This is a genomic window from Kitasatospora sp. NPDC052868 (genome assembly GCF_044547105.1).
Lineage (GTDB): Bacteria > Actinomycetota > Actinomycetes > Streptomycetales > Streptomycetaceae > Kitasatospora.
Map to the genome: position 1 here is coordinate 83,682 of NZ_JBITZW010000020.1, position 25,356 is coordinate 109,037.

A 25,356-nucleotide genomic window follows, 5' to 3' on the forward strand; every position below is an offset into this window, starting at 1 on the left:
GCTACCTCATATCCACTTTCCTGTAAGGGTTTTGGGCATATCCTGTGTCCTTCGGAGGCGGCCTTCGGCCACCGGCCCGTCCGACGGTTCGCCCACCCGCTCGCCCGGCGGTTCGCCAGGCGTTCACACGGCGCTCGCCCGGCCGCGGGGCCCCGTTGGGCCGGTGCCGGGACGGTGGTGGCGCCCTGTCAGAACGATCCCCGGGACGGACATCGTGACCGAATCGCGCGCACCGCGGTGGCGCCGAAACCTAGCGTTCCTTCTTGTCGCCGTCGCCGGCCCGATGGGAGCGCTCGGCGCCTCACCGGCCCATGCGGCGGCGGCCGACGACATCCGGATCAACGAGGTGGTGACCACCGGGGACGTCGAGGACTCCATCGAGCTCTACAACAAGGGCACCGCGACGGTCGACGTCTCGGGCTGGATCCTCAAGGACGACGACAACGGCTCCAAGTACGCGATCGCCGCGGGGACGACGCTGGCCCCCGGCGCGTTCCGGGCCTTCGACGTGCACGGCAAGTTCGGCCTGGGCTCCGCGGACAAGGCGCGGCTGTACCTGCCGAACGGCAGCACCCTGGTCGACAGCGTCAGCTGGAGCGAGCACTCGGCCCCGTCGTGGTCCCGCTGCCCCGACGGCACCGGCGCGCTCGCCAAGGCCGCGCTCACCCTCGGTGCGGCGAACGCCTGCGGCACCGGCGGCGGCACCTCCCCGGTGGCCTGGCCCGGCAGCGGGTCCGTGGCGACCGCCGACGCCTCCAACGTGTTCGGCTCGGACCTCAGCGGCCTCTACCAGGAGGGCGGTGTGCTGTGGGGCGCGCAGAACTCCGGGAAGCTGTGGCGGCTCGTGCCGAACGGCTCCGGCGGGTGGAAGCCGGACACCGCGAACGGCTGGACCTCCGGCAGGACGCTGCGCTTCCCGGGCGGCGCCGGCAGTCCTGACAGCGAGGGCGTCACGCTCACCGGCGCGGGCTCCGCGGGCGGCGTGTTCGTCTCCAGCGAGCGCAACGGCGACGCGTCCGGCACCAGCCGGCTGTCCGTCCTGCGCTACGACGTGAGCGGCACGGGGTCGTCGCTGACGGCCGCGAAGGAGTGGAACCTGACCTCCGCGCTGCCGGCGGTGGGGTCCAACCTCGGCCTCGAGGGCATCACCTGGATCCCCGACGGCTACCTGACCGGCGCCGGCTTCAAGGACGCGTCGACCGGCGCGGTCTACAACCCGGCCGGGTACGGCGCGCACACGGGCGGGGTGTTCTTCGTGGCCGTCGAGGGCGGCACGGTCTACGGCTTCGTCCTCCAGGACTCCGGGGCGTTCACCCGGGTGGCCACCGTCGCCAGCGGCATGGCCGGGGTCATGGAGCTGCAGTGGGAGCCGCAGGCCTCCCGGCTCTGGGTCGTCTGCGACGACACGTGCAGCGGCCAGCACCGGACGATGCAGGTCGGTGCGGGCGGGGTCTTCACCACCACCGCGGTGTTCAACCGCCCGAGCGGCATGGCCAACCTGAACAACGAGGGCTTCGCCCTCGCGGGCGCCGGGGAGTGCACCGCCGGTTCGAAGCCCGTCTACTGGGCGGACGACGGCAACACGAGCGGGCACGCCCTGCGCAAGGGCAGCATCGCCTGCTGAGCCACCGGAGTGCGCCACGGCCCCGTCCGACCGTCACGGCCGGGCCGCGGCGCACTCCGGTCCGACCGGCCCGCGAGCGAGGCGCACTCCGGTCCGACCGCTCAGAGCGGGGCGCCGAGGTCCACCAGGGCCGAGCGGCGTTCGAAGACCTCGGGGCGGGCGGTCTCCAGGGCGGTCGCGACGGCGCCGAGCAGGACGGCCTCCTCGCCCAGCCCGCTGGGGGCGAGCTTGGGGCGCAGCGGGGTGAGGCCGTGCAAAGCCCGCTCCAGCGGCTCCAGGAGCAGGTCGGCGCTGTTGCCGATCCCGCCGCCGAGCACCACGAGATCCGGGTCGAGCATCGCGGACAGCACAGCGACGGCGTAGGCGAGCTGTTCGGCCTCCCGCTGCACGGCCTCGGCGGCGAGCGGGTCGCCGGCCCGGGCCGCGTCGAAGACCTGCTTGGCCGTCAGCGGGCCGCGCATACCGAGGCCGAGCGCGGTGCGGACCACCGCGTCGGCCGCGGCCGCCTGCTCGATCGTCCCGCCCGGTTCGCCGTCCGGGCGGACGGGCAGCGGGACGAGTCCGACCTCGCCGGCCGCGCCGTGGGCGCCGGAGAGCAGCTCGCCGTCCTTGAGCACGCCGACGCCGACGCCGGTGCCGATCAGCAGGTAGGCGAACATCCGGCTGCCGCGGCCGGCGCCGAGGGTGAACTCGCCGAGGGCGGCGAGGTTGGCGTCGTTGCCGACGGTGACGGCGGTCTCCAGCCCCTCCGCGATCCGGTCGAAGAGTCCGCGCCTGCCCCAGCCGGGCAGGCTGGTGGCGTAGCGGACGCCGCGCCGCCGTTCGTCCCAGACGCCCGGTGTGCCGATCACCGCGTGGACGATCTCGGCGGCCGCCAGCCCGGCCTCGGCGGTGGTCTCGCGGGCGGCCGCCACCACGGCGTCGGCGACGGCGTTCGCCGAGCGGCCCCTGTTGGGCACGTCCCGGCGGGCCACGATCCGCCCGGCCAGGTCCGCCACCGCGACGCGCAGCCGGGCCCGGCCGATGTCCACGCCGAGGACGTGGCCGGCGGTCGGGTCGGGCTCGTACAGCACCGCCGTGCGGCCGCGCTCGGGGACGAACCGGCCGGCCTCGCGGGCCAGTCCGGCCTGCTCCAGCGCGGCCAGGGCGGTGGAGACGGTGGGCTTGGAGAGGCCGGTGTCCCGGGCCAGCTGGGCGCGGGAGGAGGGGCCGCCGGTGCGCAGCAGTTCGAGCAGCAGCCACTCGTTGTTGCTGCGCAGCCGCTGCCGGTTCCACGGCTGCGCCGGCGCCCCGCCCGGCGGAACAGTGGTCGGCAGGTGGCGGGTCATCGGGTCCTCCGGTCGCGGGCGCGTGGCGAGGCGCCCTCGTCGGCGCCTGCGGCCTGGGCTCAGGCACGCCCAAGTATGACCGGTCGTCAACCCGCTCATCGGCCGAAATTCCCGGAGGCCGGGCTCGGCCGGGCTCAGCCCAGCCAGGAGCCGGTGAGGTGCTGCACGGCGGAGCCGTCCAGGTCGGCGAGTTTGGCGCCGACGAAGGCGCGGGCCCGGTCGGAGGTCTGGACCCGGAACGGCGGCTGCTCGGCGGTCAGCGCGTCGATGATCGCCTCGGCGGCCTGCTCGGGGGTCTGGGCCTGGTCGAAGGCGGCCCGGGTGCGCTCGGCGTACGCCTGCAGCGCGGGGGCGTAGGGGCCGGCGGCGGTCAGCAGGGCGGGCAGGTCGATGCCCTGGCTGGCGACGAACTCGCTGGCCACGGCGCCCGGTTCGACCACGGTCACGTGGACGCCGACGGTCGCGGCGACCGGGGCCAGCGACTCCATGAAGCCCTCGACGGCGAACTTGGCGGCACAGTAGGCCTCGTTGAAGGGCTGGCCGATCACGCCGCCGACGCTGGTGACGGTGATGACCCGGCCGCCGGTGGCGCGCAGGTGCGGCAGTGCGGCCCGGGTGACCTCGACGACGCCGAAGAAGTTGACCTCCATGGTGGCCCGGACGGGGTCGAGGCCGTCCTGCTCGATGGTGCCGACGTGGCCGGCGCCGGCGTTGTTGACCACCGCGTCGAGCCGTCCGTGCCGACCGACGACCTCGTCCAGGCAGGCGGCGACGGAGGCCGGGTCGGTGACGTCCAGCCGGGCGACCTCGATCCGGTCGGCGACGCCGGCCGCGGCGGCGGCCGCGGTGAGGGCCCCGGAGCGGCCGGTGTCGCGCATGGTGGCGACGACGTGGTGGCCGGCCCGGGCGGCGGCGACGGCGGCGGCCAGGCCGATGCCGGTGGAGGTGCCGGTGATCAGGACGGTGCGGGTGGTGGTCATGCGGGCGCTCCCGAGGGCTCGGCTTTGTGTGCGTGCACACACACCATAGGGACCTGTGTGCGCACACGCAAACAGGTAGAGTGCCGGGCATGGCGCGCAACGACCTCACTCTCGGCGACCTCACCGCCCGCGACCACGCCTTCTACGGCCTGGTCTGGGCCGGGGCGACCCTCAGCGCCCGGGTGGACCAGGCCCTGGCCAGGGCGCACGACCTGCCCCTCTCCTGGTTCGAGGTGATGCTCTGGCTGCACGCCCAGGACGGGCCGGTCGCCGCCTCCGACCTCGGCGCGAAGACCCTGCTCAGCCGCAGCCAGGTCTCCCGGGTCGCCGACTCCCTGCAGGCGCGCGGCCTGGTCGAGCGCGCACCCTCCCCCACCGACGCCCGCTCGGTGCGGATCACCCTCACCCCGGCCGGGCGGGAGGCCTTCGCCGCCGCCGACGCCACCCGCCGCGCGGCCCTCGCCGAGGCCTTCGACGACCGGCTGGACGACCAGGACATCGCGGCTCTGGAGGGCATCTGGGCCAAGCTAAAGCAGCCGCCGGCCGAGGCGCCGAAGGGCTGAGCCCAGCCCGCCCGTTTGCGGTGCGCACGCGGGGCCGGTACCGAGCGGGTACACACCGAGTACGCGCCACGTACGCGCCGGGTTACAAGACCGCTACCGCCCGGTCAAGCTTTCGCCGAGGGGTGGGCGCGCCCCCGCCGGGCGCGTGATCATGGGCATATGCGCTTCCGGCACGGCAACGGAGGAGAGAGCGCCGCACCGGCGGGTCCAGGACCCGGCGGCGGCCCCCTGGCTGCGGCACGCACGGCGATGGCCACGGAGAGTGACAGTCTCGACCTGCTCCGCGAGGTGCTCGCGACCGCCCCGGTCGGGGTGGCCCTGCTGGACGAGCACTTGCGCTGGCAGTACCTCAACGCGGCGTTCGCCACCGCGACCGCCCTGCGCCGGGCCGACCTGCTCGGCCGCCCGGTCGAGGAAACCCCGTTCGCCGGCGCCGCCGACACGCTGCGCCGGGTGCTCGCCGACGGGCGGACCAGGGAGCGGATCAGCGGCGTGTCCGACGGCCCCGCCGCCCCGGTGCCACCCGGCCTGCGGGTGCGCTACCGGCCGCTGGAACGCGCCGGGCAGGTGGTGGGCGTGGTCGTCGCCGTACTGGACGACCCCGACCCGGACCGGCGGCGGCTGCACGAACTGGAGCGGGCCCGCGCCCGGCTGGCCCTGCTCGACGCGGCCGCCGAGCGGATCGGCACCACCCTGGACGTCGGCACCACCTGCGCCGAGCTCGCCGCCTTCGCCGTCCCCGGCCTGGCCGACCTGGTGACCGTCGACGTGCTGCCGCCCGACGCCACTGTCCGCTCCGGCCGCACCTCGGCACTGCGGCTCGGCCGGACGGCCGTCGACTGCGCCGACGGCCTGCACGCGGCCATCGGCCCGCTCGCCCGCCCCGGCGAGACGGTCCGCTACCGGGAGGGCTCGGCCGCCGCCCGCAGCCTGGCCGCCGGCGCCGCCGTGCTCGCCCTCGGCCTCCCGGACGAGGACCTGGCCGCCGCGGCCCCCGACCCGGCCAGCCTCGCCGCCTACCGGGCGGCCGGGGTCGCCTCGCTGCTGGTGGTACCGCTCGCCTCCCGGGGCCAGGTGATCGGGCTGCTGACCCTGGCCCGGCTCGCCTCCTCGCCGCCCTTCACGTCGGACGAGGCCGTACTGATCGGCGACCTGGCCGCCCGCGCCGCGACCGGCATCGACAACGCCCGCCGCTACACCCGCTCCCAGGGCATCGCCCTGGAACTCCAGCGGGCCCTGCTCAGCGAGCCCGGCAACCCGCACCAGAACCTGGAGCTGGCCTCCCGCTACCTCCCGTCCGGCACCACCTCGGTGGTCGGCGGCGACTGGTACGAGACGGTGCGGCTGCCGTTCGGCCGGACCCTGCTGGTGATGGGCGACGTGATGGGGCACGGCGTCGAGGCGGCCGTCGACATGAGCACCTACCGGTCCACGCTGCGCGACGTCGCGGGCATGGACCTACCCCCGCACCGGATCCTGCGTCAGCTGGACACCGTGATCTCGGCCAACGAGTCGGCCCGCCCGGCGACCTGCCTGCTCGCCCTGGCCGACCCGGGCCGCGGCCGCTGGACGCTGTCCAGCGCCGGCCACCTGCCGCCGGCGCTGATCGCCCCCGACCGGTCCACCGAGCTGCTGCGCATCCCCACCGGCCCGCCGCTCGGCACCGGGTTCGGCGGCTACGAGCAGGTGACCAGGGAGCTGCTGCCCGGGCAGACCCTGCTGCTGTACACCGACGGACTGGTGGAGCGGCGGGACGAGGACATCGACGTCTCGCTGGACCGGCTCGCCGCCCTGCGGCTGCCCGCCGGGGGCGAGTTGGACGAGCTGCTCGACGCCGTGCTGCACGCCCTGGCGCCGGGCGGGCCGTCCGCGCACACCGCCGAGGACGACATCGCCCTGCTGGCGGCCCGGCCGAGGGCCCGGTAGCGGGAGCGACCGGAGCGGCCGGAGGGGTGGGACGGCTCAGAGCTTGGCCAGGGCCTGCTCCAGGTCGGTCCAGAGGTCCTCCGGGTGCTCGATGCCCACCGCGATCCGGACGGTGCCGGCGCCGATGCCCGCCGCGGCCAGCTCCTGGTCGTCGAGTTGGCGGTGCGAGGTGCTGGCCGGGTGGAGGACGAGGGTGTGCACCCCGCCGAGCGAGGGGGCGAGCGAGGCCAGCCGCACCGACTCGGTGAAGGTGCGGGCCGCCTCCCGGCCGCCGGCCAGGTCGAAGGCGAGGACCCCGCCATGGCCCTGCGGCAGCAGCCGGCGGGCGAGCTCGTGGTCCGGGTGGGCGGGCAGGCCCGGGTAGTGGACGGCGGTGACGGCCGGGTGGGCGGCCAGCCGGCCGGCCAGGTCCAGCGCGGTCTCGCAGTGGCGGCGTACCCGCAGCCCCAGGGTCTGCAGGCCGCGGAGCGTCAGCCAGGCGCTGTTCGGGTCGGCCGAGGCACCCAGCTCGATGGCGTACTTCCAGACGGTGTGGTGCAGTTCGGCGTCGGCGAAGACGGCGAGGCCGGCCAGCACGTCGGAGTGGCCGCCGAGGTACTTGGTGGCCGAGTGGACCACGATGTCGGCGCCGTACTCGATCGGCCGGCAGAGCAGCGGGGTGGCAAAGGTGTTGTCCACGACGCTGACCACGCCCGCCTCCTTGGCGACGGCGATCAGGCCGGGGAGGTCGGTGACCCGGGTGGTCGGGTTGGAGATGGTCTCCAGGTGCAGCAGCCGGGTGTTGGGGCGCAGCGCCGCCCGCACCTCGTCCGGGTCGTCGCCCCCGACGTGCGTCACCTCCACGCCCCACCGCCGGGCCAGGTCGGCGAGCATCGCGAAGGTGCCGCCGTAGAGGCTCCGCTGGGCGATCACGTGGTCGCCGGAGCTCAGCAGGGCGAGCAGCACGGTGTTGATCGCGCCCATGCCGGAGGCGGTGGCGATGGCACCCGCGCCGCCCTCCAGCCCGGCGACCGCCTTCTCCAGCGAGCGGACCGTCGGGTTGCCGTAGCGGTTGTAGAAGAACGCCTGGTCCGGTCCGCTGAAGGCGCGGGTCAGCGCTTCGGTGTCCTCGAAGGCGAACAGGTGGCTCTGGTGCAGCGGCACCCCCAGCGGGCGGCTGCCGGTCACCTCCTCGACGGGCGGGTGGACGATCCGGCTCTCGGGGTGCAGCGCGCTGTCGAAGTCGTTCATGCCGCCCATCATCGGCCGCCGGGGGCGGCTCCGACCAGGGCCAATCCCGAGCAAGTGGCCCTACTCCCCCGTCCGGGCCGACTATCCCGTCCGGGCCGCCGTCCCGTCCGGGCCTCCTGGGCGGCCCGGGTCAGGCCTGCTGCAGCGTCCGGGCCAGATCCTCGGCCTCGCGAAGGTGCTCCACGCCCAGTCGTCGCAGACCCCGCAGCAGCAGGGCGCTGTCGGCGACGGCCTCGTCCGGCCGGGGCGGGTCCGGCGGCAGCGGCATTCCGAGGAGCGCCGCCAGGCCGTCGGCGGGCAGGCCCAGCACGACGGCGAAGTCGGCGACCAGATCCGGGGTCAGCGAGGTCTCGCCGGTGGCGATCCGACCGTACGCGTCGGCCATCCAGGAGCGGCCGGTCAGCAGGCGGAAGACCTTCCCCGTCCCGGTCCACCCGAGGTTGCGGGCCGCGACCATCCGCATCAGCAGGTTTCCCGGCGAGCGCGGATCCGGGGCCGAGACGGGCAGTCCCTCGATCCGTCCCGGCTGTCGGACGTGCGGCAACGACTCGACGAGGGAGCGGAGTTCGGCCCGCCGGTCGGCCGGCAGCGCCTTGCCGAACCGCAGGACGGCGACGATCGAGGTGGTGGCCATCCCGCCGGCCGGCGCGAGGTCCTCCGGCAGCGGAAGCGCCGCGATCTCGAACAGGTCGGCGGTGTCGAGGCCGAGTGCGGGCGCGAGACGGCGCAGCAGCGCCTCGCCCGGCGCGGCGCCGTCCAGCACCGCGGCCAGCTCGGCCTCGGCGGTGTCCGCCCGACGGGCCAGGTCGGCGGGCTCCAGGCCTTGGTGGTCCAGCAGTCGGGCCGTCAGGGCCGCGAAGCCGGGTAGCTCTGTCATGGCGCCAGCATAGGGCGGCCCGGCCGGTCCGCCGTACCGCCGCCGAGCTGCGGCGATGCCGCCGCGGCCGCCCCGGGCCCTCCGGCACCGGGGGTCGTCCGCCCGGGGAAATCCGATGGCGCACTGCGCGCCGAACGTCGACGCTGGTCCCCGTGCCAGAACCCAAGCATCAGGTCCGCGCCCTCCACACGGCCTCCACGGTGACCGTCTATCAGGCGTACTCGCCGGAGATCGGCCTGCCCGCGGCACGGGACGGACGCTTCCCGGCGGCCTGGAAGAGGGACCGGATGACGTGGATCAAACCGTCCTTCCTCTGGATGATGTACCGCTGCGGATGGGCGGGCAAGGAGGGCCAGGAGACCGTCCTGGCGGTCGAGATCACCCGCGAGGGCTTCGAATGGGCCCTGCGGAACGCCTGCCTGTCCCACTACGAGCACGGGCTGCACCCCGACCGCGCCACCTGGCAGCGCCGGCTGAAGCGGGCCCCGGCCCGGGTGCAGTGGGATCCCGAACGTGACCTGCACCTGCAGCCGCTTGCGCACCGGTCCCTTCAACTCGGCCTCGCCGGCGAGGCCGCCGCGCGTTACGCGGACGAGTGGATCGTCTCGATCCACGACGTCACTCCCCTCGCACGGGCGGTCCACGCCCGGGTGCGCGGCGGCGACCTGGAGGCCGCCCGCCGGCTCCTCCCCGCCGAGCGCCCCTACCCGTCGGGCGACACGCTCCTGGCCCACCTGAGCAGTTGAGCCGGGGGCGTTCGCAAGCGGAGTCGTCGACGGCGCGCCCGGGGGTGGGGACGGCCGCCCATCTCCTCACCGAGCACGGTCACGCCTGACGCCACCGCTCGTACCACCGGACCGCGCCGAGAACCGGACCGCGCCGAGAACCGGACCGTCGCCCGGCTACTCCGGCGCCTCGTGGAACAGGAAGGCCCGAGGACCCTGCCGCTCCCCCGTCCACAGCAGGTCGGCCCGGTTGGAGGGCAGGGCCAGCGACCGCGAACCGACCGCGTACTCCGGGTCCTGGGCCAGCGCGAGGTAGTGCCCGCCGCTCCAGTGCAGGATCAGCACCCACTCGGTGGGGTCCGCCTCGCCCCAGGCGATCGCCCCGCCCGGCGCGCCGAGATAGCGGCCCGTCACGGTGTTGCGGAAGGTGTAGGCGCCGCTCCCGGTCGCCGTCACCTGCCACCTCCCGTGCTCGGGCCGCTGGGCGCCGAGCCCGCCGACCCGCTGGAGCCTGACCCCCGACTCCAGGGTGGGCCCCATGGTCAGGAAGTACTCGTGGTCGAGGTGGTGAACGACGTGGTACGGGCCGTCGGACAGCCGCTCCGTCGCCGCTCCCGCGGGAGGGTTCACCCCGACGACGGTGAACGAGGAGGCCCGGTCGCCGAAGGCGTTCAGCACATGCGGACAGTCGAACCGGTACCTGTCGCGGTCCCCGTCGCCGTCGTAGTCGTACAGCGCGACCTCGTAGCCCTCGGCCACCCGGAGGGAGGTGATCGCACGGCCGCCGATCGCCTCCCTCAACTGCTCGCCGTAGACGCGGTACTCCGGCCGCCCGCCGTACACCCCCGCCACGAGGTCAGACTTTCTGACGGTCATACTTCTGCCCGAGTAGTCCCGGTCGGCGAACAGTTCGGCGACGACGTCGTCAGGCGATGACACGAAGAACCTCCACGTGGGTGCTGGGGTTTCCCGGCGGGACCATGACGTGATCATGACCAATTCGAGGACGTCATGAGGCCGAACGCCTCGGATCTGGCCGAATCGCGCCCTCGACACCCCTCCGGGCCCAGCCCGACCACCCCGCACCGCACCCGCGCCGGCACCGGCACCGGCTAGTCCGCGCTGCCCGTCGTCGGACTCCCGTCACTCCCGGCGGCGCCGACGGCCCCACAGCACCAGCGGGACGGCGGCGGCCATCGCGGCGGCGTCCAGCGGCGGCGGGGTCTCCAGCGGCTCCGCGGCACCCGGCGGGGTCCGGTCGAAGGTGTCGGGGACGGGCAGGGTGTCCCAGTTCGACAGCGGCCAGGCCACCACGAAGGCCCGGCCGATGACGTTCTCCACCGGGACGAAGCCGCCGCTCGCGTCGTTCACGTGGTAGCGGGAGTCGCGGGAGTTGTTACGGTGGTCGCCCATCACCCAGAGGTGGTCCTTGGGCACCGTGACCGTGCCGACCGGCTCGTTGTCGCAGGGCGTCGCGCCCGGGTAGAGGTACGGCTCCACCAGCGGGACCCCGTTCACCTTCACCGGACTGCCGCTCGTGCACTCCACGGTGTCGCCGCCGACCGCGATCACCCGCTTGATCAGGTCCTTCTCATCCGCCGAGGGCATCAGACCGACCACGCTCAGCGCCTTCTGGACACCGCGCAGCACGGCGTTGCCGGACGGACCGGACGGACCGTCCAACCAGCCGCCCGGGTCACGGAAGACCACCACCTCGCCGCGCTCCGGCTCGGCGCCGAACCACGGGGTGAACTTGTCGACCAGCACCCGGTCGCCCTTCTCCAGGGTGTGCTGCATCGAGCCCGAGGGGATCGAGAAGGCCTGCACGAAGAAGGTCTTGATCGCGAGTGAGAGCAGCAGCGCGACGACCACCAGGACCGGCAGCTCCTTCCAGAACGGCCGCTTGCGCCGCTGCGGCTTCGCCCGCTCCCCCTCCGCCCGCTCACCGCTCCCGGCCGATGCACTGCTCCCGGTCGTCTCCTCGACGCTCACCGCTGGTCCCCTCCGGCCGGCCTGACGGAGGGCCCGAACGACCCCCCGCTGTCAGCTAACGAACAGAGGTTCCCGTCCGGGCCCGGACGCGACCCCGGACGTCCACACCGGACGTCCACGCCGCGTCGACACCGGGCGCCCTCCGACGGCGCCGGGCCAGGCCGTGCGGCGGGGCGGCCCGATAGGGTGGCGGTCTGACCTGGCCGTTCGGCGGGGCCGCCCGACCGGCGCAGCTTCGCCACCCGCACCCGCACCCGCACCTACGCCTGCACGCGGGTCGGGCGGCCCCTAGCGAGGAAAGCACCCCCATGATCCTGATCACCGTCAAGTTCACCGCCCGGCCCGAGTTCAGCGAGAGCTGGATGAGCCAGGTGGCGGAGTTCACCAGGGCCACCCGCGAGGAGCCGGGCAACGTCTTCTTCGAGTGGTCCCGCAGCGTCGAGAACCCCGACCAGTACGTCCTGCTGGAGGCGTTCGAGTCCGCCGACGCCGGAGCCGTCCACGTGAACTCCGACCACTTCAAGGCCGCGATGGCCGCCCTCCCCGCCACGATCGCCACCAAGCCGCAGATCATCTACGTCGACGCGGCCGTGGACGGCTGGTCCGAGATGGCCGAGCTGTCCCCCGCCGCCTCCTGACGACGGCCCACGCGTGGGCGGGTGGGGCCGACCGGCGCCCACCCGCCACGGGGCGGCCCGCTGCGGCCGTCGGTCGGCCAGGCAGTCAGGTCGCCAGGCGGTCAGGCGGTCAGGTCGCCAGGCGGTCAGAGCTGGACGGCCTTCAGGTAGGCGGTGTCACCGCGGACTCCCGCGACGAGGAGCGTGTGGCCGCCGGGGACCACCGCCGCGGCCGACACCCCGTCCAGCGCGAACCCGGTGCGCGTCTCCGCCGGGACGGCGGTGTTGGTCGCGGTGTCGTAGGAGAGCACCGAGGCCTGCGGGGTCCAGCCGTCCTTGAGCAGGTACAGCCGGCCGCCGTCCGGGCTCACCGAGACGCAGTGCAGGTCGACCCAGCCCGAGCCGAAGGTGAACGCGGGCCTGGCGGTGTCGTCGATGACGTTGACCTCGAAGCCGGTGCCGCTGCCGGCCTGCGTGCCCAGGGCGTAGAGGCGCAGGCCGTCCGAGGACACCGCCAGTTCACCGCTCGCGCCGATCCGGGCGACGGCACCCACCACGGCGGGGACGGCGCCGGTGGTGTCCAGGTGGTAGAGGCCCTGGTCGGTGCTGACGTACGCGCCGGCGCCGCCGGCCTGGAGGGCGATGGCGTCCACGGTGTGGCCGCCCACCGGCACCGCGCCGGTGAACGCGCCCTGTTGCGCGCCGAACACCAGGACCCGGCCGGTCCCCACTCCCTCACCGGCGCCCTCCGGTCCGTACTGGTCCAGGTAGACCTTCGACCCGTCAGGGCTGACGGCGAGCCCGGTCAGCCGCCCCTGGCTCCAGCCGGCCGGCCGCGGCTGGTCCGGCGCCGAGGTGCGCGAGACCACGGTGTTGGTGGCGGTGTCGACCGCGACCAGCTGCTCGGACACCACCAGGTAGACCCGTCGGCCGTCCGGGCTGACCACCGGGCTGCCGGCCGTCCCGTCCTCGGCCAGCGTCAGCTGCCCGAGGACGGCACCGGTCGCGGTGTCGACCGTCCTCAGCACCACGGCGGACCGGGCGCCCACCCGGTCGGCGGCCACCACGTACGCCTTGGCCCCCTCCGGACCGACCGCCAGCCCGAGCACCCGCCACCCCACAACGGTCGCGCCCGCCACCGGTCCGACACCCTGCACCGGCTCCGCGGCCGCCACACCGGAAGCACCCGCCCCCGTCAGCAACAGCACCCCCGCCGCCACCAGCGATCCCGCCCAACGAGCCTTTGACGCAAGCGACTTCATATCACCCTCCACAGTCGTTCCACCGCTTCGCGGCGATCGACGGTCAGGCTATGACACGCCCACGGCGGATCGGATCGCCTTACCGGTCTAGACCTATAAGAGAGGTCTAGACCGACCACGACCGGCCACCGAAGCACCGAATCCGGCCGCCCGGGCACCTGCGACCCGCCTCACATGCCGCGGAGGCTCGACCCGGTGGACGACACCTACCGAAGGTCACGAAGGAACGGCACAGGGGCCGCACGACAGGTCCTGGCCGAGTGAGGCGGAGGCGTCCACGCCGGGCCGGCTCGTGTCGGACGCGGTCGAGCATCCGGCCAGGACGGTAAGGATCGCGGCGGCGGCCGCCGCTCGCGTCAGGGGGCGGGCGGGGCTCAAGGAACGGCTCCTTCGGGCTGGCGACGTCGCGCGATCGGCCGGAAAAGGCCTCGGAACTCCCGAACGCTTCCCGGATCCGTCCAAGATGCAGGCCGGTTAAGAGTTTGACGCTACGTCAGCAATTTTCCCCGGCAAAGAGCGGCAGTGGAAGGGGGCGAGGCCGGCACCCCGAGGCATCGAACTCGTCCTCGTCGGTGGCCGGTTCAACCCGATGCGGGGCCTGGAGGAGCGGGGTCATGCTGCCGGTGGTGGCGTGAGTACCGGTGTCTGAACCCCCGTCTTGGGTAGCTTGGAGCCCTAGCCTGGGCTGGTGTCCGAGGACGACGGGCCGGTTGGCGCGCGGTGGTGCGTGATGAGGGCCTGGCAGGCCCGGAGGGAACCGTTCGGCGAACGGTCACAGTGACCGAGCCTCAGCCCTTGCGGCGCTTGGCAATCACACTCAGAACCACCGGGAGAATCAGTTCCTCCCCCGGGCGACGGCAGCAGTCGGCAGGCCTGTCTTCTTGGTGACACTCTCGGCCATAGGCCCCGTGATCTTGTCGATCGCACCCGACATCAGACCGCCGCCCAGGACGAGGATGGTCGAGCTTCCGCAGGCGTTGATCGCAACGTGTACGGGCGCCGCTTCGACCCACCGTTCGCCGAGCCGCCGGGCGCGGACGCCGAGGACCAGCTCTTGGCCCACACCGGCCGCGACCCGGCCTGGTCGGCCGATCGCATCTGAGGCCGCCGCGTTGCCCGTCGACGGCCCCGGGCGGATGCGGAAGGTTCAGAACATGAGGTCGTAGCCGGCGTCCTCGTTGGCGCTGAAGTTGGCGTTGCCGGTGGAATCGGAGAACCGGAGCGTGCCACCGATGACGGAGCCGGTGAACTCCTTGAGCCCGACCCCCTCGTGCGCAACGGACGCGAGCACGGCGATGGCGAGCTCCGAGCCTTCGTCGAACTTGAGCTGGAGCGTGCAGTAGACGTTGTCGGCATCCGTACCGGCGACCATCTTCGTGCAGAGACCGTACGCGGTACCGGGGTCGCTGCCCCTGGCGGCCTTGAAGGTGGCCTTGGTGGCGTAGGGGACACCTACGTCCGGGATCGCGCCGCCCGCCAGCGGCGCCGCCACGCTGTCGATGACGAGGTTGGGAATGACGGCCGACCTGGTCGAACGGTGGGCATCCGCCCGGTCCTGACTATCCGCCAGTGCCGGCACGCCCATCGCGGCAGCCGCGCCGACCACCAGGGCGGCGACAGCCACAGGGAAGGGCTGCTTGAAGGAGAAGGGTCGTCGCACGGGTTGCTCCAGGGTCGTGACGAGATGGGCCTGTTGGCCGATCCGTATCCGAGCGCACCGTTCGTGGGCGGATCGTGCGCCCCGCGCGGACGGACACGGAGTTCCACTCCAACGAACGACGCTCACTCGCCCGATGGGCGCACCAGGGGGCCGGTCAGCGGTCCAGGAGGGCGGAGGCGGAAGCGATGCCGAGGGCGGTGGCCAGCGTAAGGACGCCGAGGTCCAGCAGTAGGTGCGAGGGGGTACTGATCAGGAGCCCGCGCCGGGCGTCGACCTGGTAGCTGAGCGGGTTGGCCAGGCTGACCGCCTGGGCCGGCCCGGTATCAGGCGGACCGCGTAGAGCGGCGTTGGAGCCGGAGAGCAAGGAGCCCCGTTCGAATCTTGGCCCGGGGAAATACTGCCCAGATGCTTAGAAACAGGCTCTGAGCCGGTGTACGGCGCGCGGCAGTGCTGCTTCGGTTCAGGCCGGGCGGGTCGGGGAGTTGGTTGCCACCTGGCGCAGGAGCTCGGCGTTGGTGGCGGTCTGCTTCAGCCGGTCCAGGAGCAGTTCAGCGGCCTGTTGGGTTTCGAGGCCGCCCAGGACGCGGCGCAGGGTCCAGGCCGCGGGCGTGCGGGTGCGGCCGAGGAGGAGTTCCTCGCGGCGGGTTCCGGAGGCCCTGACGTCGACGGAGGGGAAGATGCGCTTGTCGGCGAGGCGGCGGTCGAGGCGGAGTTCCATGTTGCCGGTGCTCTTGAACTCCTCGAAGATCAGGTCGTCCATCCGGGAGCCGGTGTCGACGAGGGCGGTGGCCAGGATGGTCAGCGAGCCTCCGTTCTCGACGTTGCGGGCAGCACCGAAGAGCCTCTTCGGGTGCTGGAGGGCTGTGGCGTCCAGACCGCCGCTGAGGGTCCGTCCGTGAGCGGGGGCAGCGGCGTTGTGGGCACGGGCGAGGCGGGTGACGGAGTCGAGTAGGACCACCACGTCGTGGCCGAGTTCCACGAGGCGCTTGGCGCGTTCGACGGCGAGTTCGGCGAGCGCGATGTGTTCGCGGGCGGGCCGGTCGAAGGTGGAGGCGATGACCTCGCCCTTGACCGAGCGCCGCATGTCGGTGACCTCCTCCGGGCGCTCGTCGACCAGGACGACCATCAGGTGCGCCTCGGGGTGGTTGTGGGCGATCGCCGCCGCGATCGACTGCACGATCATCGTCTTGCCGGCCTTCGGGGGTGCCACGATCAGACCGCGCTGACCCTTGCCGATCGGTGCCACCAGGTCGATGGCCCGGCCGATCAGCTCCCGCGGACCGGTCTCCAGGCGCAACTGCTCCTGGGGGTACAGCGGCGTCAGTTCGTGGAACGCGGGCCTGCGCCGGGCCCCGTCGACGTTGCCGCCGTTGACCGTTTCGATGCGAACAGGCGCCTGGCGGGCGGCGCCGGCCCCGCGCGGAGCGGTCACGCGCGGACCGTTCGCAGCCGGGGCGGTCGCATCCGGGGCGGTCGCGACGGTCAGGACGTCACCGGACCGCAGGCCGAGTGCGCGCACCTGGTCGGCGGGAATGTGCACGTCGGCGGGCCCGGGAAGGTAGCCGGAGGTGCGCAGGACGGCCTTCCCCTCGCGGACGTCCAGCACGCCGATGACCGGGAAGAGGTCGCTGCGGCTGTGGCTTCGCGGTGACGGCAGTACGGGCCGGCCGCCCCGGCCTTCCGTGTCCGCGGTCCGGGGTGCGGCCGTCGGGGCCTGCGGCCGGTCCGTGGAGCGCTTGGCGGTGATCGCCTCGACGAGTTCGCCCTTGCGCAGCCGGGCGGCGCCTGGAATGCCCAGGGCGGAGGCGAGTTGATGGAGGTCGCTCTTCAGCAGGCCGTCCAGCGGTGTGGTGGTCGACGATTCGGTGGTGGTGGTCGTCACGAGAAGGTACTCCTGGAGTGTCGAAGGGTGTACTGGCCGCCGGGCAAGCCAGGGCGCGGAGCGCCCGGCAACGGCAATCGGCACGGCCGGACGGCTGTTCGGAGGTGGAACGCGCTGCGGCCGGCGCGCTCGGAAGGGCGCGGGACAGCTGGGTAGGGGGGCGGCCCCTGCGGGGCGGCGAGGATCCCTACGGATGAAGTGGGTCGTCTTCCGGCGAGGAACCGCCGGGACACTGCCGATGTTCCAGGTAGGAGCACTGGAGGGTGGCAGTCTGCACGCTTCCGGTGCCATTGCGGGCTCTCCGGTGTGCATCGGCACCTGGTCCCCGCACCCCAGAGGGTGGGCATCCAGCACGGCCGACGACCATGATAGCACGATGCCCTGTCGCACTGGTCGGGAACGGAGGGCGACTACGGCCGGGCCTGCGAGGTGATGGAACTCGTTGGCGTCCTCGACCTTCCTGCCCTACTTCGGCAGCGAGGTCGGGGCTCTCGCGGACGGCACCGTTCTCGAACTCGGCCCCGGCCGCTACCGGGTGGACTCGGCGAGCATCGAGCCCGACCACCTGACGTCCTGTCGCGTCCACCGATTCGTCGGGCTGACCAGTCCCGAGGCCGGTGCCGGCGGGTCAGGGGCCGCCGGCGAGCATGATTCGGGCCACCAGTTCGCGTCGGCTGGCCACTCCCGCCTTGGCGAAGACCGACTTCAGGTGGTCCTGGACGGTGTAGGGAGTCATCGCCAGCACCCGGGCGATGTCCCGGGTGTCGCAACCGCGGACCAGCAACAGGGCCACCTCCTGCTCCCGCACGGTCAGCCCGTAGGCGGAGAGGTAGAGCGGCATCGCGTCGGACGGTGAGGCCGGGGATGCCACCACCGTCACCTCGCCGCCCGGCGAGCCCTCCAGCGGCGCGGCGTGCAGGACGAACCAGCGACCCTCCCGGGTCTGCACCCGGATCTTGGCCTCCGATGCCGCCAGCCCGCACGCCGCCCGGCGCGCCTGCTCGGCGGCGATCGCGAAGGCGGTCGGCACCGAGAGCGCCGAGGGCGAGGGGTCGGCCAGCCGGGCCAGCAGCTCCTCGGCCGGACCGGACACCGCCAGCGGCTGGTTCGCGGAGCCGAGTACCAGTACCGCTGGACCTTCTGACGGATCGTCGGACGACTCCCCGGTCTGCGGGAGGTGGCAGGCCCGCAGCGCGTTGCCCAGGTGTCGGGCGGCGGTCTCGGCGAGCTGGCGCTGCCGCCCGAGGTACGGGCCGCGGTCCGGCGCCCGCATGAACGCCGCGCAGCCCCACATCCCGCCGTGCGCGTCGAAGACGGTGCGCAGCTCGTCGCCGAACCCCGCCGGGTCGATCTGCTCGCGGAAGCGCGCGCTGCTCTCGGGCCGCCCCCTGGTCACCCGGCTCAGCGTCTCGGCCCGGACCCCGGAGTTGCGGATCTTGGGGAAGGTCGCGACGTCGTCGACCCAGACCTCGAGCCGGACGGCGTCATGGAACCGGTCGAGGCTGAGGTCGTCACTCAGGACGGAGTTGACCAGTCCGGTCGCCGGATCGGCGGTGTGCCAGCAGACGGCATCGAACTCCAGTACCCCGCGCAGCAGTTCGTCGGCCCTGCGGAAGACCTCGGCCGCCTCCAGACCGCCCCCGGCCAGCTCCCGTAACCCCTCGACCGCCTCGTTCGCCGCCGCCCCACGTGATCCCATGGGCGGAAGCTAACACGGCCGCCGAAGGCCCGCCACAGGCCGAACGGCGGGGGCTGGGCCGCCTTGAATCACACCCTAGGCTGCTTGCCATGAGAGCCGAACTGACCAGGGACAGCGTCGCCATGGGCGACGACGCGGACGCGCCGCACGCCGAGGGGCGGGAGTTCCGGGAGGACCTCACGATCCGTCAGGCGATCGCCTCGGTGGTCTCGGACCACTACCTCGCGGGGATCCACGGCGGCCGGGCCACCTGGATCGCGCAGGCGGAGGACGGTACCGCGCTCGCGGTGGTCGCCCAGCAGTGGGCTGAGCCCCGCATGCTCGTCGCCGGGGAGCGGCCGCTCGCCCGGGTCGCCGACGCGGACGGCCGGGTGCGGCTGCACTTCGCCTACCGGGGCCAGTCGGACCCCGAGGCCGAGTACGCGCGCCTGGCGGCCGGTCCGCCCCGCTGAGGCGGCCGGGGCGGGCGGCGGCCGCCGCCTCCGCCCGCACCGGCCGATCCGGCGGTGTGCCGGGGGCGGGTCAGCAGGCCACGACGGCCGAGACGGTCGCGGTCGACGGCGGCCAGCCCCACTGGCTGACGGCGAAGCTTGCGGTCACCGTCGCGCCGCACGGCGCGGTGGTGGCGATCCCGCCGACGCGGACCCCGCCCGCCGACACCAGGACGCTGGTGCTGACGGGGGCGATCGGGGCGTTGCCGACCACGTTGCCGGCGAGCGTGAAGCCTACCTGCTGGGGCTGCCAGGCCGGGTTGGTGGGGGTGGCCTGGCCGTACAGGTTGACCTGGTTGCCGGTCACCTCGACACAGGCCCTGGTCAGCAGGAAGCCGGGCGCGCCCGGGGTGCCGCAGGTCACGGTGGCGCCCACCGGACCGGCGGGCGCGGCGGCCGCCTCCTGGACTGCGGTCGTCGGCACGGCCAGGGCGGCGGCTGCGGTCAGAACGGCAGCAAGACGCTTCATGAGGTCCCTCCCTCGTCTGTTGCCCTCGGCAAGGGCAATGTGAAATGTCACATAGGTCTTGTCGCATCATGGCAGCCGACGGGGGAAGCGGTGCCGGTTTACGGTGCGGAGGGCGTGCTCTTGCCGATATCGGCCGTCGGATGACCTGAACCGCCTGTCATGATCCCTCCCGCTGGCCCCGTGATCTCGGCCGCAATCCCTCCCGCTGGCCCCGTGATCTCGGCCGCAGGGCCGCCCTGGTGGGGTGCAGCGCAGATCGCCGCACCCCACCGGGGCGGCGCTCCGCCAGGTCGAGCCCGCCTAACGCCGGCGGCCGCCCCACAGGCCGTACTCGTGGACGTAGTCGGCGATAGGGTCGAACCAGTCCGTGAAGAGGAACAGCACCAGGCTGACCGAACCCCCGAGCAACCCGCCGATCGCGACCGCCGCGCCCGCCAGGGCCAGCAGTCGGGCCATCGGCCCGGTGTCCTCGCGTCTCCCCATGCCGCACTCCCCCCACCCGACCGGCTTCCGCCCCCGGTGCACCGAGGATCCGCGAACATCGCCGACTGCGCCAGCCGATCGACCGACAGCGAAGCCGAGTTGTGACGCGGTTCCGGGTGGGCCGACTCCCCCGGTCCCGCTACTCCCGGGCCGGGCCAGGGGGTAGCGGGAGGGGGTTCACCGACCGCCCGGCGTCAGGGTCGGCTTGCGTCTCGAAGCGATCCGGCACACAGGGCCCAGATGATGAAGATGTTCACGGCGATCAGGACGATGGCCCAGAACGGGTAGTAGGGCAGCCAGAGGAAGTTGGCGATCAGGCTCAGGCCGGCGAGGACGACGCCGACGGCGCGCGCCCACACCGCCCCGACGAAGACGGCGCAGCCGGCCAGGACGATGACGATCCCCAGGATCAGGTGGATCCAGCCCCAACTGGTCAGGCTGAACTGGAAGGTGTAGTTCGAGGTTCTGACGAACAGGTCGTCCTTGGCGATGGCGGCGATTCCCTCGAAGATCGCCATGGTCCCACCGAAGATCATCAGCACCGCCGCGAGGACGGTCCAGCCGGTTCTCAGCGGATGCCCGGAGCTCCCCCGGGTGCCGACGCCGGCCGTGGGCTGTTGAGGATTGGCGGCCATAGGGGCCTCCCGTGGTCAGGGGGCCGGTCGGCCTGCCCGAGCGGACCGGTCGGCGGCTCCGTTTCCAGCGTTCCACGGTGCTCTCGATGCCGCGCGCCAGGCGGGCACGGGCCGGGGCGGGGCGGCCGCCACCGCCGCGGGGACACTTCACCCCCCGCCCGCGGCCGACCCGCCTGACGGCGGCCACGTTGACGCCCTGGCCCGGCGGTCCGCGACCGAGATGCGCCCGGCTCCGCCCACTGGTGGAATGACGAAGGGGCGCTGACTCGGCCCGACCCGGGCCCCTCGGCCCTCCAGCCGCGCGGCAGCGCGGCGACGGCGGCGTGCCGAGCGCCGAGCCGGCGGCGGGCCCCGCACCACTGGCCGACCCGATGAGGAGCCGACATGAGCACCGAACCAAGCGAGCTCGACGAACTCGGGCCGATCGACTACCTGGTGGTCGAGTTCCCCGGGAGCCGGATGACCGGCGAGGGACTGCCCCTGCTGATCGACCTGGTCGACCGCGGCATCATCCGGATCCTGGACCTGATCTTCGTCAAGAAGGAACAGGACGGGACGGTCGTGGGCGTGGAACTCGCCGACCTGACCGGGGACCGGCAGCTCGATCTCACCGTCTTCGAGGGCGTCTCCTCGGGCCTGCTCGGTGCGGACGAGATCGACGACGTGAGCGGCATCCTGGAGCCCGGCAGCTCCGCCGGCATCCTGGTCTACGAGAACGTCTGGGCGGGGCCCTTCGCCGCCGCGCTGCGCCGCGCCGGCGGCCGCCTGGTGGCCAACGGCCGCATCCCGGTCCAGGACCTGCTGGCCTCGCTCGACGCCTCCGAGGCCGGTGCCTGAGCAGTCCCGGCCCGGCCACCGCGCACGGCCGGGCAAGCCGGCCGACCGAGCAACGCACGGCCGGCCCGGCCACCGGCCGACCGATCCACATCCGGCCAGGCCACGGCCGGTCGAACCACCGAAGGAGAACACCATGCCGGGTCTACTTCGCGGTGTCGCACGCACCGCCGTCGTCGCCGGGACCGCCACCGCGGTCTCCAACCGGGTCTCCCGGCGCCAGGCCGGCCGCTGGGCCCAGCAGGAGGCCCCCCAACAGGTCGCCCAGCCCGCACCCGTACAGGCCGCACCGGCTCCCGCGGCCGCTCCGGCCGACGACATGAGCACGAGGATCGCCCAGTTGAAGCAACTCGGCGAACTGCGGGACCAAGGCCTGCTCACCGAGGCCGAGTTCGGCACCCAGAAGGCGGCCATCCTCGGCTCGTGAACGCCGGCCACCGCGGGAACCCCGTCTACCGCGGGCCGAAAACCGCGTGTCGGGTGCCACGGCGACCGGCGGGTGGCAGAGTTGCGCCCATGTGCGGCCGATTCGTCTCCACCACAACGCCCCAGGACCTGGTCGAGCTGTTCGGGGTGACCCGCTGGACCCCGGTCGAGACGCTCGCCCCGAGCTGGAACGTGGCACCCACGGACCCGGTGTGGACGGTGATGGAGCGCGTGGACCACGACACCGGTGAACTCACCCGCCGGCTCCGCCCGGTGCGCTGGGGCCTGGTCCCCTCCTGGTCGAAGGACCCGGGGGCGGGGGCCAGGATGATCAACGCCAGGGCCGAGACGGTGCACGAGAAGCCGGCGTTCCGGTCCGCGTTCGCCAAGCGGCGCTGCGTACTCCCGGCCGACGGCTACTACGAGTGGGTCCAGGTGGCCGCCACCGCCGACCGCAAGGCGTACAAGCAGCCGTACTTCCTCCACCCCCGCGAGGGCGGGCCGCTGGTGATGGCCGGGCTCTACGAGTTCTGGCGCGACCGCTCGGTGCCCGAGGACGACCCGGCGGCCTGGCTCACCACCGCCACGATCATCACCACCGACGCCACCGACGCCGCCGGCCGCGTCCACGACCGGATGCCGCTCACCATCGACCCGGGTGACCTGGACGCCTGGCTCGACCCCGAACACACCGACCCGGCCGAACTCCGGCGGCTGCTGCACACCCCGGCCGGCGGGGAACTCGCCGTGCGGTCGGTGTCCACCGCCGTCAACAGCGTCCGCAACAACGGCGCCACCCTCCTCGACGCCGCGCCCGACCCGGTGGGCCATGGCGACACGTCCGGCTAGCCCGATGACCCTTCCAGTACGACAGCCCGGCTAGTACGACCGGTTTGGCTGGTCCGGCCGGTACGACTGATCCGACCACGGGGTGTTTGCAAAGTCGCGTCGGACCCGACAGCACTTTGCAAAGTCCCCAAAACTTTGCAAACACCCCCGGGAACGCCGGAGAAGGCCTCGCACCGAGAGGACCGACACCGATGAGCATGGAATGGGACCTCCTCACCTCAGGACCGGCCGACGCACCGCGCACGGCGCTGCTGCTCCCGGGCGGGCTCAACCGCGCGCGGTCGTACGCCGAGCTGATGGCGCAGCCCGAGCTGGCCGGCATCCGCCTGGTCGCCGCGACGCTTCCGGGCCACTGCGGGACGCCGGCCCCGGAGGGCCACGGCATCGACACCGCGGCCCGGCTCGCCGGGCGGCTGGCCGCCGAGCAGCGCTGCGACGCGGTCGTGGGGTTCAGCATGGGGGCGAGCGTCGCACTGGAGATGGTGGCGTCCGGCGCGTTCGCGGGACCGGTCGTGCTGCTCGGGATCAGCCTGTCGCCCCGGGACGAGCCGCTGTTCTTCAGGACCGTCTGCCGACTGAGCGGCGTCCTGGGCGAGCTTCCGTCCGTCGTCCTGCTGAAGCTCATGGGGTCGGTCACCAGGGATGTCCGGGTGCCTCCCGCGCGCCGGGCCGAGATCCTCGCCGACCTGCGCAGCAACGAACCGCGGGCGATGCGCGGGATCCTCCGCTGCTATCTGCGCCACCTCGGCGAGCACGCCAGGCCGGCCGAGCGGCTGTGCGCCGCCGGGGTGCCGGTCTGGGTCGTGCACGCCGAGAAGGGCGACGGCGGGCTCACCGCGGAGGAGCGGCGCACCCTGGAGGCCTGCCCGCGTGCGAGGGTCGTGACGATTCCCGGCAGCAGCTTCTTCCTGCCCAACGAGGAGCCGCAGCGGATCGCCGGGATCCTCCTTGACGCCCTGGCGCAGGCCTCCTGAGCCGCTCGCCTCCTGGTACTGCACCCGGCCGACCCGGGCGGCCGTCCTGATCGCCTGGGGTGAAGCCGCCGGGCCGGGCGGTGGGGATCGCGTCGCCGCGGGGGTCTCGGCGCCGGACACCGAGGCCCCGCGGGACTTGCGATCACCTGTCGACGGCGGCGGTCACGCGCTTCCACTCGTCCAGGTCGGCGGTGCGGGCCTCCAGTGCGGTGCGCATGCCGGTGGCGCCGGAGGTGCCGAGGGCCAGGCGCAGCGGGGGGTTGGGGCTGGCGACGGCGGTTCGGATGCCTTCGGCGATCCGGGCCGCGGAGGAGAACGCGGACGGGGGCAGTTCTCCGATGCCCTTCTGGACCTCGCGGACGGTCCGGTCGTAGTCGTCGAGGCCGGCGGCGACGTCGAGGTTGGACAGGAAGGGGGTGGCGGTCATTCCGGGCTGGACGATCGTGACCTTGATGCCGAGCGGCGCGACCTCGGCGGCCAGTGCGTCCGACAGTCCCTCGACCGCGTACTTGGTCGCGGCCAGCAGTCCCACGCCGGGGTGGGCGGACTGTCCGTAGACGGACGAGCCCTGGAGGATGTGGCCGGATCGCTGCGAGCGGAGTACCGGCAGCGTCGCGCGGAGCACGTTGAGCACTCCGAAGACGTTGGTGTCGAACACGGCGCGCGCCTGGGTGTCGGTGGCCTCCTCGACGGCTCCAAAGAGCCCGTAGCCGGCGTTGTTGGCCACCACGTCGATGCGGCCGAACCGCGAGAGCGTGTGCTCCACGGCTTCCCGGACGGCCTGCTCGTCGCGCACGTCCGCCCGGACGAGGAGCAGACGGTCGCCGTGCGCTTCGACCAGCTCCTCCAGGGGAGCGGTGTCGCGGGCGATCGCCGAGACGGCATCGCCGTTCTCCAGTGCCTGCAGGGTCAGTTCGCGGCCGATGCCGGAGGTCGCGCCGGTGATGAGCCAGGTGCGGGGGACGGTCGACTGGTTCGTTGTTCCGTTCATGTTGCGACCGTAGAGCGTTAGCTCATAACGCGTCAACCGAAGTGCCGTCTGAAGTTGTCTGTTAGCCGACTTAGTGCCTCTTCCGGCCGATGTAGGATGGGGCGATGAGCAGCACTGCGGCCGGATCCGCGAAGCCCAGCCCGCGCACCGTCGTGCCGATGGTGGAGACCGTGCTCGCGTTCGTGAACACCCGCGCGGACGGGGGCGGCCGGCAGGAGCTGTTCGGGGACGGCCGCTCGTTCGCGGCGTGGCTCGCGGAGCACGGCGAGTTCAGCGGCGTAGACGGTGTTGGCGGTGTTGGCGGCGAGACCGTGGCGACCGATGCGGATGCCGCGGCCGCACGGGAACTGCGGGACGCCCTGGTGACCCTGCTGCTCGCGCATTCGGGCGACGAGGCGAGCCTGGGCGAGCCGCTCCGGCACGCCGAGCAGCACCTGCGGCGCGCGGGTGCGCTCTACCCGCTGGCGACGGTGGTCACGGCCGGTGGCGTCGAGCTGGCGTCGCCGCAGACCGGGGTTCCGAGCGTGTTCGGGACCGTCCTGGCCGCGGTGACGACCTTCGCGCAGACCGGCGACTGGGCGCGCATCAAGGCGTGCCGCAACCCGCCGTGCCATTTCGGCTTCTTCGACCGCACCCGCAACGGAGCGGGGCTCTACTGCAGCACCGGCTGCGGCTCCCAGGTGTCCATGCGCAACTACCGCCGGCGGCAGCGCCGGGAGGGCGAGGCCCCGCCCGAGGCGTGAGGCCGCGGCCCCGCGGGCGGCCCCTCGAAGCCGTGACCACCCCGGCGCCCTCCTCGCGGGCCGCCCTCGCCATCCGGCTCCGCGCACGGCCGGCCG

Annotated in this window: 27 protein-coding genes; 11 read left to right on the forward strand and 16 right to left on the reverse strand. The window is 73.4% G+C overall.

Annotation, left to right across the window (positions count from 1 at the left end; translation table 11 throughout):
* Nucleotides 1-283 precede the first annotated feature (283 nt).
* A complete protein-coding gene (locus ACIGZJ_RS27775; RefSeq protein WP_396459788.1) occupies nt 284-1,624 on the forward strand; it encodes a lamin tail domain-containing protein in 1,341 nt (446 codons plus the stop codon).
* 101 nt (nt 1,625-1,725) lie between these two features.
* On the opposite strand, the gene ACIGZJ_RS27780 is transcribed toward ACIGZJ_RS27775, so the two are convergent.
* Together ACIGZJ_RS27780 and ACIGZJ_RS27785 are read right to left on the reverse strand one after the other, a co-directional pair.
* Nucleotides 1,726-2,952, reverse strand: a complete 1,227-nt coding sequence (locus ACIGZJ_RS27780; protein ID WP_396459789.1) for an ROK family transcriptional regulator — start codon at nt 2,950-2,952, stop codon at nt 1,726-1,728.
* A 134-nt stretch (nt 2,953-3,086) separates the two neighbouring features.
* A complete protein-coding gene (locus ACIGZJ_RS27785; protein WP_396459790.1) occupies nt 3,087-3,932 on the reverse strand; it encodes an SDR family oxidoreductase in 846 nt (281 codons plus the stop codon).
* An 89-nt stretch (nt 3,933-4,021) separates the two neighbouring features.
* On the opposite strand from ACIGZJ_RS27785, the gene ACIGZJ_RS27790 reads away from it, so the two are divergent.
* Both ACIGZJ_RS27790 and ACIGZJ_RS27795 read left to right on the forward strand, forming a co-directional pair.
* The gene (locus ACIGZJ_RS27790; protein ID WP_396459791.1) at nt 4,022-4,495 is read left to right on the forward strand and encodes a MarR family winged helix-turn-helix transcriptional regulator; all 474 of its coding nucleotides are present in this window, start codon (nt 4,022-4,024) and stop codon (nt 4,493-4,495) included.
* Between the two features lie 249 nt (nt 4,496-4,744).
* Nucleotides 4,745-6,421, forward strand: coding sequence for a SpoIIE family protein phosphatase (locus ACIGZJ_RS27795; protein ID WP_396459792.1), 1,677 nt, complete (start codon nt 4,745-4,747; stop codon nt 6,419-6,421).
* Nucleotides 6,422-6,457: 36 nt separating this feature from the next.
* Here the strand turns inward: ACIGZJ_RS27795 and ACIGZJ_RS27800 are convergent, their stop codons facing one another.
* On the reverse strand, nt 6,458-7,651 hold the full coding sequence (locus ACIGZJ_RS27800; RefSeq protein WP_396459793.1) for a trans-sulfuration enzyme family protein: 1,194 nt from the start codon (nt 7,649-7,651) through the stop codon (nt 6,458-6,460).
* A 130-nt stretch (nt 7,652-7,781) separates the two neighbouring features.
* Nucleotides 7,782-8,528 (reverse strand): hypothetical protein, encoded by a 747-nt coding sequence (locus ACIGZJ_RS27805; protein ID WP_396459794.1) that lies wholly within the window; start codon nt 8,526-8,528, stop codon nt 7,782-7,784.
* Between the two features lie 152 nt (nt 8,529-8,680).
* On the opposite strand from ACIGZJ_RS27805, the gene ACIGZJ_RS27810 reads away from it, so the two are divergent.
* Entirely contained in the window at nt 8,681-9,274 is a 594-nt protein-coding gene (locus ACIGZJ_RS27810; protein WP_396459795.1) for a DUF4291 domain-containing protein, read from the forward strand.
* A 156-nt stretch (nt 9,275-9,430) separates the two neighbouring features.
* On the opposite strand, the gene ACIGZJ_RS27815 is transcribed toward ACIGZJ_RS27810, so the two are convergent.
* Nucleotides 9,431-10,192, reverse strand: a complete 762-nt coding sequence (locus ACIGZJ_RS27815) for a hypothetical protein (protein WP_396459796.1) — start codon at nt 10,190-10,192, stop codon at nt 9,431-9,433.
* Nucleotides 10,193-10,396: 204 nt separating this feature from the next.
* The gene (gene lepB / locus ACIGZJ_RS27820) at nt 10,397-11,245 is read right to left on the reverse strand and encodes a signal peptidase I (RefSeq protein WP_396459797.1); all 849 of its coding nucleotides are present in this window, start codon (nt 11,243-11,245) and stop codon (nt 10,397-10,399) included.
* A 308-nt stretch (nt 11,246-11,553) separates the two neighbouring features.
* Between lepB and ACIGZJ_RS27825 the strand changes: the two genes are divergently transcribed.
* Nucleotides 11,554-11,883 carry a putative quinol monooxygenase gene (locus ACIGZJ_RS27825; protein ID WP_396459798.1) on the forward strand — a complete coding sequence of 110 codons (330 nt, stop codon included), beginning with the start codon at nt 11,554-11,556 and terminating at the stop codon, nt 11,881-11,883.
* Between the two features lie 125 nt (nt 11,884-12,008).
* Here ACIGZJ_RS27825 and ACIGZJ_RS27830 read toward each other — a convergent pair whose 3' ends face one another.
* From ACIGZJ_RS27830 to ACIGZJ_RS27855, 6 genes are all read right to left on the reverse strand, one after another.
* Entirely contained in the window at nt 12,009-13,124 is a 1,116-nt protein-coding gene (locus ACIGZJ_RS27830) for a YncE family protein (RefSeq protein WP_396459799.1), read from the reverse strand.
* An 835-nt stretch (nt 13,125-13,959) separates the two neighbouring features.
* Entirely contained in the window at nt 13,960-14,187 is a 228-nt protein-coding gene (locus tag ACIGZJ_RS27835) for a hypothetical protein (protein WP_396459800.1), read from the reverse strand.
* Nucleotides 14,188-14,271: 84 nt separating this feature from the next.
* Nucleotides 14,272-14,784 (reverse strand): hypothetical protein, encoded by a 513-nt coding sequence (locus ACIGZJ_RS27840; RefSeq protein ID WP_396459801.1) that lies wholly within the window; start codon nt 14,782-14,784, stop codon nt 14,272-14,274.
* Between the two features lie 154 nt (nt 14,785-14,938).
* Entirely contained in the window at nt 14,939-15,148 is a 210-nt protein-coding gene (locus ACIGZJ_RS27845) for a hypothetical protein (protein WP_396459802.1), read from the reverse strand.
* A 96-nt stretch (nt 15,149-15,244) separates the two neighbouring features.
* The gene (rho, locus tag ACIGZJ_RS27850; protein ID WP_396459803.1) at nt 15,245-16,666 is read right to left on the reverse strand and encodes a transcription termination factor Rho; all 1,422 of its coding nucleotides are present in this window, start codon (nt 16,664-16,666) and stop codon (nt 15,245-15,247) included.
* Between the two features lie 628 nt (nt 16,667-17,294).
* A complete protein-coding gene (locus ACIGZJ_RS27855) occupies nt 17,295-18,365 on the reverse strand; it encodes a LuxR C-terminal-related transcriptional regulator (protein ID WP_396459804.1) in 1,071 nt (356 codons plus the stop codon).
* A gap of 89 nt (nt 18,366-18,454) precedes the next feature.
* On the opposite strand from ACIGZJ_RS27855, the gene ACIGZJ_RS27860 reads away from it, so the two are divergent.
* Entirely contained in the window at nt 18,455-18,817 is a 363-nt protein-coding gene (locus tag ACIGZJ_RS27860; RefSeq protein WP_396459805.1) for a hypothetical protein, read from the forward strand.
* Nucleotides 18,818-18,887: 70 nt separating this feature from the next.
* Here ACIGZJ_RS27860 and ACIGZJ_RS27865 read toward each other — a convergent pair whose 3' ends face one another.
* From ACIGZJ_RS27865 to ACIGZJ_RS27875, 3 genes are all read right to left on the reverse strand, one after another.
* Nucleotides 18,888-19,325, reverse strand: a complete 438-nt coding sequence (locus ACIGZJ_RS27865; protein ID WP_396459806.1) for a hypothetical protein — start codon at nt 19,323-19,325, stop codon at nt 18,888-18,890.
* 300 nt (nt 19,326-19,625) lie between these two features.
* The gene (locus tag ACIGZJ_RS27870; protein ID WP_396459807.1) at nt 19,626-19,808 is read right to left on the reverse strand and encodes a hypothetical protein; all 183 of its coding nucleotides are present in this window, start codon (nt 19,806-19,808) and stop codon (nt 19,626-19,628) included.
* Nucleotides 19,809-20,002: 194 nt separating this feature from the next.
* The gene (locus ACIGZJ_RS27875) at nt 20,003-20,443 is read right to left on the reverse strand and encodes a hypothetical protein (RefSeq protein ID WP_396459808.1); all 441 of its coding nucleotides are present in this window, start codon (nt 20,441-20,443) and stop codon (nt 20,003-20,005) included.
* A gap of 384 nt (nt 20,444-20,827) precedes the next feature.
* On the opposite strand from ACIGZJ_RS27875, the gene ACIGZJ_RS27880 reads away from it, so the two are divergent.
* From ACIGZJ_RS27880 to ACIGZJ_RS27895, 4 genes are all read left to right on the forward strand, one after another.
* Nucleotides 20,828-21,280, forward strand: coding sequence for a DUF6325 family protein (locus ACIGZJ_RS27880; protein ID WP_396459809.1), 453 nt, complete (start codon nt 20,828-20,830; stop codon nt 21,278-21,280).
* Between the two features lie 133 nt (nt 21,281-21,413).
* A complete protein-coding gene (locus ACIGZJ_RS27885; protein WP_396459810.1) occupies nt 21,414-21,704 on the forward strand; it encodes an SHOCT domain-containing protein in 291 nt (96 codons plus the stop codon).
* Between the two features lie 89 nt (nt 21,705-21,793).
* Nucleotides 21,794-22,552, forward strand: a complete 759-nt coding sequence (locus ACIGZJ_RS27890) for an SOS response-associated peptidase (RefSeq protein WP_396459811.1) — start codon at nt 21,794-21,796, stop codon at nt 22,550-22,552.
* Between the two features lie 191 nt (nt 22,553-22,743).
* Nucleotides 22,744-23,526, forward strand: coding sequence for an alpha/beta fold hydrolase (locus ACIGZJ_RS27895; protein WP_396459812.1), 783 nt, complete (start codon nt 22,744-22,746; stop codon nt 23,524-23,526).
* Nucleotides 23,527-23,668: 142 nt separating this feature from the next.
* Here the strand turns inward: ACIGZJ_RS27895 and ACIGZJ_RS27900 are convergent, their stop codons facing one another.
* Nucleotides 23,669-24,517, reverse strand: a complete 849-nt coding sequence (locus tag ACIGZJ_RS27900; RefSeq protein WP_396459813.1) for an SDR family NAD(P)-dependent oxidoreductase — start codon at nt 24,515-24,517, stop codon at nt 23,669-23,671.
* 104 nt (nt 24,518-24,621) lie between these two features.
* Between ACIGZJ_RS27900 and ACIGZJ_RS27905 the strand changes: the two genes are divergently transcribed.
* Nucleotides 24,622-25,260, forward strand: a complete 639-nt coding sequence (locus tag ACIGZJ_RS27905; protein WP_396459814.1) for a CGNR zinc finger domain-containing protein — start codon at nt 24,622-24,624, stop codon at nt 25,258-25,260.
* The last annotated feature ends 96 nt before the right edge of the window (nt 25,261-25,356 follow it).